Origin of the sequence: Plesiocystis pacifica SIR-1 (assembly GCF_000170895.1) — a bacterium.
GTDB lineage: Bacteria > Myxococcota_A > Polyangia > Nannocystales > Nannocystaceae > Plesiocystis > Plesiocystis pacifica.
The window spans coordinates 162487-170347 of record NZ_ABCS01000007.1 but is presented as its reverse complement, the minus strand read 5'-3'; the positions used below and the strand labels follow the sequence as shown (position 1 = coordinate 170347).

Genomic DNA, 7861 nt, shown 5'->3' with positions numbered 1-7861 from the left:
CCCCTGAGTATTTTAGCCGTCGCGGACGACGCCACGCCCTCTCTGCCCCTGAGTATTTTAGCCGTCGCGGACGACGCCACGCCAGCCCCTGAGTATTTTAGCCGTCGCGGACGACGCCACGCCCTCTCTGCCCCTGAGTATTTTAGCCGTCGCGGACGACGCCACGCCCTCCCTGCCCCACGTCCGCGACTCAGCCCGGGACGGTCTGGCTCTGCAGCCAAAACCACACCGGGATGTCGATCTTCACGGTGTGGGCCCGCAGGGCCTCGGCCCGGTCCCGGCCTTCGATCTGTGCGGGGGCGAACTCGAGCACGCCCATGACGCAGGCGTTGCCGAAGGTGTCGCCGAGCTGGCCGCGGTCGAGGTGGAAGGCGCTGCGGCTGCCGTTTTGGACCTCGATGGAGAAGGTCAGCTTGACGGCGTCGCCGGCCGAGCGTTGGAGCGCGTCGACGTAGCAGGCCTCGAGGGCGTCGCGGCGATCGGCGACCAGGCGACGGGCGAAGCGTCGAGCGGCCCGACGCTGGGCCGGGCTGGCGGCGCCCTGGACCTCGAGGCGACCGGCCCGAACCAGGGGCACCGGAGGCGGGGGCGGCTCGGGGTCGAAGAGCGACGAGCCCGTCATCGCGTCGTTGCGAAAGAAGGCCTGGACGCGGGGGTGGTCGAGCTTGGGGAACAGCCAGTCGGGGCGGGGCTTCTCGACGACGATGTCGATGGTCGCGCCCTCGTCCGGGTCGCCGCCCTCGACGACCTGCTCCTCCGTCTCACCCGCAGGGGCGGGCGCGGGCGTCTCCCTGATCGGATGTGCTGGGCCCGCCGGCCCTCCCCGATTGGGCATGGGGATCAGCAGCAGACCCAGGGCTACGGTGCGCAGGAGAGACATCGACGGGGCAAACGCCGGGCTCGGCTGCGTCTTTCACGACTGGGCGGCCCGCGACCGCCTTGGCCGACCCCCGTCCTTCGATATATTGAGCGCCCGCCGCATGCGCCGCCCCTTCAACCGCCTGTTCTCGCTGCTCGGCTTCCTGGTCCTGACCCTGCTGGTAGCCGCGACCGTCTACATGCTCGGGATGGAGCACCTCGAGGGCCAAGAGCGCGACTTTTGGTCGAGCCTCGAGTGGGCCGCGGAGACCCTGACGACCACGGGCTACGGCAACGACTCCCACTGGGAGCACCCGCTGATGATCGTGTTCGTGGCCAGCGTGCAGTTCTTCGGCTTGATGGTCACGCTCTCGGTCGTCCCGATCGTGCTCATCCCGTGGTTCGAGAGCCGCTTCGAGGCGCGCCTACCCCAGGCCCTGCCCGAGGTCGACGACTTCGTGCTCGTCTACCGCTGGGGCCCGGCGGTCTCGTCCCTGGTCCGCAACATGAGCGAGCAGCGGATCGCCACGGTGATCCTCGAGGAGAACGAGAGCCGGGCGCGGTGGCTGCGAGATCGCGGGCACAAGGTCGTCTACGCCAGCCTCGAAGAGGGGCAGCTCGACCTGCGCGGCATCGAGCGGTGCCGGGCGATCATCGCCAACGGCGAGGACCACGACAACGCGGCGGTCATCGCCATGGCCCGGCAGCTGAGCTTCGACGGCTCGATCTACGCCCTCGTCGACACCCCCAAGCACCGTCGGCCGATCCTGCTCTCGGGCGCCGACGCGGTCTACAGCCCGATGCACTCCCTGGCCGCGGGCCTGGCCGCGAAGGCGAGCGACCGCATCGCGCCGCGGGTCTCCGGCGTGCAGATGATCGGCGCCGACGTGGAGGTCGGCGAGCTGCGCATTCACGAGGACTCGCCGATGCGCGGCAAGTCGCTCACCGAGCTCAGCGTGCGCGCGGGGACCGGGGCGACGGTGGTGGGGCTGTGGACTCGCGGACAGTTTCGGGCGCCGCCCGACCCTCAGGCCGCGCTCGAGGCGGGGACGATCGTCGTCGCCCTCGGGGACGCTCGGGCGCTCGCCAAGCTCGGCGAGCTGGCGACGCCCCTGGACCGCAGCGGTCCGCTGCTGGTCATCGGCTACGGCGAGGTCGGCCAGAAGCTCGTCGAGATGCTCGAGAGCGTCGGCGAGTCCGTGCGCGTGCTCGCCCGGGATCACCACCCGCGCCTCGACGTGTGCGGGGATGCCCTCGACCCGCAAGTGCTCGAGGCGGCGGGGATCGTCAAGGCGCGGGTCGTGATCCTCGCGTTCTCGGCTGACAGCACCGCGTTGTTCGCCGCGACGATCATCCGCGACATCGCCCCCAACTTGCCGATCATCGCGGCCGTCGACCGGGCCGAGAACATCGAGCGGGTGCACCGGGCCGGGGCCGATCACGCCCTGTCGATCTCCCAGGTCACCGCGCAGCTCCTCGGCTACAAGCTCTTCGGCGAGCACTTCGCCGCCGCCGAGCCGCGCATGCGGGTCTTCGACGCCCTCGCGGCCCCGTTCGCGGGCCTGAGCCTGTCGAACGCGCGGCTGCCCGAACGGACCGGCTGCACCGTGGTCGCGGTGGAGCGCCGCGATCACGGGGAGACGGGCGAGACGCTGACCCAGGTCACCTCTTCGGACGTGCTCGAGGAGGAGGACATCCTCTACTTGTGCGGGGCCAGCGACGCCCGGGAGCGCTTCTTCCGGGAGTTCCCCGCGGCGATGATCGAGTGAGCGCTGTTTTGCCCCCGCGGGGGTCTCGGGACCGGGGACGCTTCGTCGCTGCCGCTCCTCCCCTTTGGTCTGTCCTCAATGGAGTTCGCACCTGGGAGTGGGCATTGGGTCACCCCCGCGAGCGGGGGTGTTGTCTGGCGGGGGTGAAGGCTCTGTTTTGCCTCCGCGGGCATCTAGAAACGGGGACGCTTTGAACCTGCCGCTCCTCCTCTGGTTTGCCCTCAATGGAGTTCGTAGCTGGGAGGGGGGATCCGTTCGCCCCCAGAGGGCGATTGGCTCACATCATCCACGACGGATAAAACGGTCAGGTGTGGGCTTCGAGCAGGGCGATGAGTTCGCCGAGCTCGCTCGCCTGCCGCAGCCCTCGGGCGCGCCGCTGGGCCAGGCGGAGGCCCTCGAGGCTGGCGCAACCTTCGAGGGCGCGGCGCAGTCGGACGGTGACGGGCAGCCCCCGAAGCTCGACCACGGTCTCGACGAGCTCGCGCAAGACCTCGGTGCGGCCTTCCGCTCGGCCCTCGGTGCGGCCTTCCGCTCGGCCCTCGGTGCGGCCTTCTTCTCGCCCGTCGTGGAAGGCGATGCTGCGGCGTTCGATGTCGCTGATGGGGATGCGTTGCGTGCTCATGGCTCCCTCCAAGATGGCACGGGACTGCGGGTCCACGGCGCACAGCAGGTAGGACGCGTAGCGCCAGCGCCGCTCGTCCTCGAGGGAGAGGACGACGGGCAAGACCACCTTCAGGGCGTCGAGGTCACCGTGGACGCCGTGGATCATGGCCGAGAGCGTGGACCAGGCCGGCAGGCGCCGCGCCGTGGCGGGATCGCGGACGACCGGCATGTTGTGTCGGTCGAGGACCAGCAATCCTTCACGGGGCGGTAGCTCGTACTGGCCCAGGCTCCGGGCCCAACGCGAGACGGCGTCGCTGAGCGCGATCATCAGCACGGCGGTGCTCCGGCGAAGCTCCTCGGACGCGTGGGCCCAGTAGACCCACAGCCGACGGTGCTTGATGGGGTCGGGCCGGCGCTGAGCCTCGATGATCAGCCCGAGGCCGCCGAGGGGATCGCCAGGGCTCTCGGCCGACAAGAGGGCATCGGGCCGGAGCTCTCCCGTGTCCCCCGCCATCGGCAGGTGACGGTCCAAGACTGCGTGCCTGGTTTGAACCCGCACGAACTCGGGGAGCTCGAGGCCGAACACCGAGCGCAGGCACGAGAAGGCCTGCTCGGGCTCGTCGACCAACAGCCTGGCGGCGCCTTGGTGGAGGGTCGTGGGCATGGTGCGTCCCAGACCAACGCAAAGCCCGTGCCGAGAGGGCACGGGCGATTTGCTTCGAGATTTCACCCGCGACCGGGCAGGCCGGGCGCGCGGGGTGGCCTGAAAGCGGGCCGAGTGGCCCGCAGCTGGGCCACTACTCGGCGGCGATGATCTGGCCCGCGCGCATCTGCGCCTGGACCACCGTCAGCGCCGACATGTGCACGATCGCGTCCACGGAGCAGTCGCGCTCGAGCACGCTCACGGGCTTGTCCATGCCCAGCAGCACGGGACCGACGGCGGGCACGCCACCGAGCTCGCGGATGAGCTTGTAGGCGACGTTGCCGGCCTCGAGGTTCGGGAAGATCAGCACGTTGGCCGGGCCCTCGAGGCGCGTGAAGGGGTGGTTGTGCTTTTGCAGGTTGTAGTCGAGGGCGACGTTGGCCTGCATCTCGCCCTCGACCTGGATGTCGGGGCGCCGGGTGGTGATCAGCTCGACGGCGCGGGCGACCTCGGTCGCGGTCTGGCCGCGGGCCGAGCCGAAGTTGGAGTAGCCGAGCATGGCCACGCGGGGCTCGACGTCGAAGGTGCCGACCGCCGCGTCGGCGACCATCTCGGCGACGTCGGCGAGGACCTCGGCGTCGCTGTCGAGGTTGACGGTGGTGTCGGCGAAGAACAGCAGGCCGCGCTTGTGGAGCATCAGGTACATGCCCGCGACGCGGCGCGCCCCCGGGGCCAGGCCGATGATCTGCAGGGCCGGGCGGATGGTCTCGGGGTAGGAGTAGCTCACGCCCGAGAGCAGGCCGTCGGCGTCGCCGCGCTCGACCATCATCGAGCCGAAGTAGTTGCTGCGCCGCATCAGCGCCATGGCCAGGTGCTCGTCGACGCCCTTGCGCTTGCGCTTTTCGTAGAGCTCCTGGGCGTAGCTCTCGAGCTCGGGGCTGGTCCGCGGATCGATGATGTCGTAGGCGCCCTCGCTCAGGTCGATGTCCATGCGCTCGGTGATCGCCCGGATGCGCTCGGGGTCGCCGAGCAGCAGCGGGCGGCAGATGCCCTCGTCGATCATGATCCGGCAGGCCTCGAGGATGCGCGGGTCCTCGCCCTCGGTGAACACCAGGCGCTTGGGCTCCTTGCGGGCGCGACGGACGAAGCGGCGCAGGACCGCGGTCGAGCCGCCCAGCAGGCCGCGCATGCGCTCGCGGTAGGCCTGCTCGTCGAACGCGTCCTGGGCCACGCCGCAGTCGACGGCGGCCTTGGCCACGGCCGGGGCGACCCACTGGATCACCCGGGGGTCGAAGGGCTTGGGGATGATGTAGTCGCGGCCGAAGGTGAAGTCGGTGCCGTAGGCTTGGGCGACGACCTCGGGCACGTCCTTGCGCGCGAGCTCGGCGAGGGCCCGGGCGGCGGCGACCTTCATCTCCTCGGTGATCGCCGTCGCGCGCACGTCGAGGGCCCCGCGGAAGATGCCCGGGAAGCCGAGCACGTTGTTGACCTGGTTGTCGGTGTCGCTGCGCCCGGTGGCCACGATCGCGTCGGGGCGGGTGCTCTTGGCCAGGTCGTAGGGGATCTCGGGCTCGGGGTTGGCGAGGGCGAAGATGATCGGGTTGGGGGCCATCTTCTCGATCATCTCGGGCTTGACCAGGCCGCCCACGGACAGGCCGAGGAACATGTCGGCGCCCTCCAGAGCCTCGGCGAGGGTCCGCTTGTCGGTCTCGCGGGCGAACTCCTGCTTGGTCGCGTTGAGGTTCTCGCGGCCGGTGTGGATGACCCCGCGGGAGTCGCACATCAGGATGTTCTCGAGCTTCACGCCCAGGGACACGTAAAAGCGCGAGCAGGCCACGGCCGAGGCCCCGGCCCCGCTGACGACGACGGTGATGTCCTCGAGCTCGCGCTCGGTCAGGGCCGCGGCGTTGACCAGGGCGGCGCCGGAGATGATCGCCGTGCCGTGCTGGTCGTCGTGGAACACCGGGATCTTCATGCGCTTTTTGAGCTCGCGCTCGATGTAGAAGCACTCGGGGGCCTTGATGTCCTCGAGGTTGATGCCGCCGAAGGTCGGCTCGAGGGCGGCGACGCACTCGATGAAGGCGTCGGGGTCCTTGCAGTCGACCTCGATGTCGAACACGTCGATGTCGGCGAACTTCTTGAACAGCACGCCCTTGCCCTCCATGACCGGCTTGGACGCGAGCGGCCCGATGTCGCCGAGGCCGAGCACGGCGGTGCCGTCGGTGATCACCGCGACGAGGTTGCCGCGGGCGGTGTAGAGGTTCGCCGCCTTGGGGTCCTTGGCGATCTCGAGGCAGGGCTCGGCGACGCCGGGGGAGTAGGCCAGGGACAGGTCGCGCTGGCTGGTCAGGGGCTTGGTCGGGACGACGGCGATCTTGCCGGGGCGTCCCTGGACGTGGAACTCGAGGGCTTCCTTGCGGGAGAGCTTGGCCATCTGCGCGCGAGTCTAGCCGGCGCGAGGGTCCACGAATCGGGCGACTTCGGTCCTCGCCGTGAGCCCGCGACGTGTAGCCAAGCTCGCGCGAAGGGGCGTTCACAGCCCGCTTGGGCGCACTTGGACGACACGGCGTTCAAGCGGGGCTGTCGCGTCGGTGTCGCTCGCGGCCTCGGGTTGCGACGGCCTCGAACACGCTGTCTGCGATCTCGTTTACCCGCCACCGGGCGTGGCCCGAGGCTCGGGCGAGGCGCTCGACGACGTGCGCTTCGAGGGCGGGGTCTCGCTCGCCCGTCGCCAACACCTCGGCCAAGACAACCAGCAGCGCCTCGATTGCGAGGCCGTCACGGGGGCCGCCCTCGAGGGTGAGGGAGAGCGACGCCAGGTGATCGGGGAGGCCGCGGGCGAGCAACAGGCGACGGCCCTCGGCTGGGCTGGGGGGCGAGACCAGCTGACCGACGCCGCGCAGGGCGGCGCCGACTTGCACCGCGCCAGCGTCGATGGGCGGGCGCGGGCCGAGGCGGCGGCGCAGCCCGTCGGTGAGCGCGACGGCGGCTTCGACGGCGCCCTCGCAGCGAGGGACGAAGGCCTGGACGAAGGCTGGATCGGCGGCGGCTTCGTCGACCAGCGTGCGCAGCAGCTCGAGGGCCTCGGCGCCGGTGTGGACCGGGCTCATGGCTTGATGAACTCGAGCACGAACTTGTCGCTGAACTCGCCCCGCGCGGCCCGCTCGGCGTCTCGCCAGGGCAGGGCGTTCCAGTCCAGGGTGTCCTCGGGGTTGCGCAGGAAGTCGGCGCTGCGGCCCCGGACAAAGCCCGCGGCCTCGAACTCGCGGACGACCAGGGCCTCCTCGACGCGGTGCAGCGACTTGGAGTCGTCGAGGCCCCGGCCTTCGGCCGCGGAGGCGTCGATGATGACGTAGCGACCCCCGGGCCGCAGGGCCGCGAAGGCGTCCGCGAGGTGGGCCGCGCGGTCGATCTCCATCCAGCCGAAGTCGTGGAAGAAGAGCACGTTGACGACGCGGTCGAGGGGCTCGATGTCGTCGGGGAAAGGATCGTCGAACTCGCGCTCGAGGCTCACGACGATCTCGGCGTTGACCGCCTTGGCCCGGCGCTCGTCCCAGCCCGCCCGGGCGAAGCGCTCGAGCACGAAGGCGGGGTTTTGGCCGTAGACGCGGCCCTCGGGCCCGACCATGCGGGCGAGCAGCTCGGTGGTGTAGCCCGTGCCCGCGCCGATGTCGGCGACCTTCATCCCGGGCTCGAGCTCGAGGAAGGCGAGCAGCTTTGCGGGCTTGCGCCGCGCGTCGACCTCTCGGTCGTCCTCGCTGCGGTCGGGCGCCGCGACGACCTCGGCGGGGTCGGGGCTGGGGGCCGCCGCGGGTTCGCTCGCCGCGGGCTCGGCCACGCTCGACGACTCTGGGGCCGCAGGCTCGCTCGGCTCGGGCTGGGCAGGGCCGCCGCAGGCCCCCAGCGAGCAGGCGAGGGCCGAGGCGAGCGTCCAGACTGCCAACGTCTTGCGAACCATGGCCCCACGCTAGCGAGCTCCGCCAGCGTT

At 70.7% G+C, this 7861-nt stretch carries 6 protein-coding genes; 1 reads left to right on the top strand and 5 read right to left on the bottom strand.

The features are described from left to right. Positions 1–190: 190 nt before the first annotated feature. Positions 191–880, bottom strand: a complete 690-nt coding sequence (locus PPSIR1_RS49145; RefSeq protein WP_045115421.1) for a hypothetical protein — start codon at positions 878–880, stop codon at positions 191–193. 100 nt (positions 881–980) lie between these two features. Between PPSIR1_RS49145 and PPSIR1_RS05675 the strand changes: the two genes are divergently transcribed. Further along, positions 981–2627, top strand: coding sequence for a potassium channel family protein (locus tag PPSIR1_RS05675; RefSeq protein ID WP_006970039.1), 1647 nt, complete (start codon positions 981–983; stop codon positions 2625–2627). A 304-nt stretch (positions 2628–2931) separates the two neighbouring features. Here PPSIR1_RS05675 and PPSIR1_RS05670 read toward each other — a convergent pair whose 3' ends face one another. From PPSIR1_RS05670 to PPSIR1_RS05655, 4 genes are all read right to left on the bottom strand, one after another. After that, positions 2932–3894 carry an RpnC/YadD family protein gene (locus PPSIR1_RS05670; protein WP_006970038.1) on the bottom strand — a complete coding sequence of 321 codons (963 nt, stop codon included), beginning with the start codon at positions 3892–3894 and terminating at the stop codon, positions 2932–2934. Positions 3895–4027: 133 nt separating this feature from the next. Then, positions 4028–6307, bottom strand: coding sequence for an NADP-dependent malic enzyme (locus tag PPSIR1_RS05665; RefSeq protein WP_006970037.1), 2280 nt, complete (start codon positions 6305–6307; stop codon positions 4028–4030). A gap of 136 nt (positions 6308–6443) precedes the next feature. Next, on the bottom strand, positions 6444–6983 hold the full coding sequence (locus PPSIR1_RS05660) for a hypothetical protein (RefSeq protein ID WP_006970036.1): 540 nt from the start codon (positions 6981–6983) through the stop codon (positions 6444–6446). Then, complete coding sequence (locus PPSIR1_RS05655; RefSeq protein WP_006970035.1) at positions 6980–7831, bottom strand: class I SAM-dependent methyltransferase; 852 nt, start codon at positions 7829–7831, stop codon at positions 6980–6982. Before PPSIR1_RS05655 ends, PPSIR1_RS05660 begins: the two co-directional genes overlap by 4 nt. Between the last annotated feature and the right edge of the window lie 30 nt (positions 7832–7861).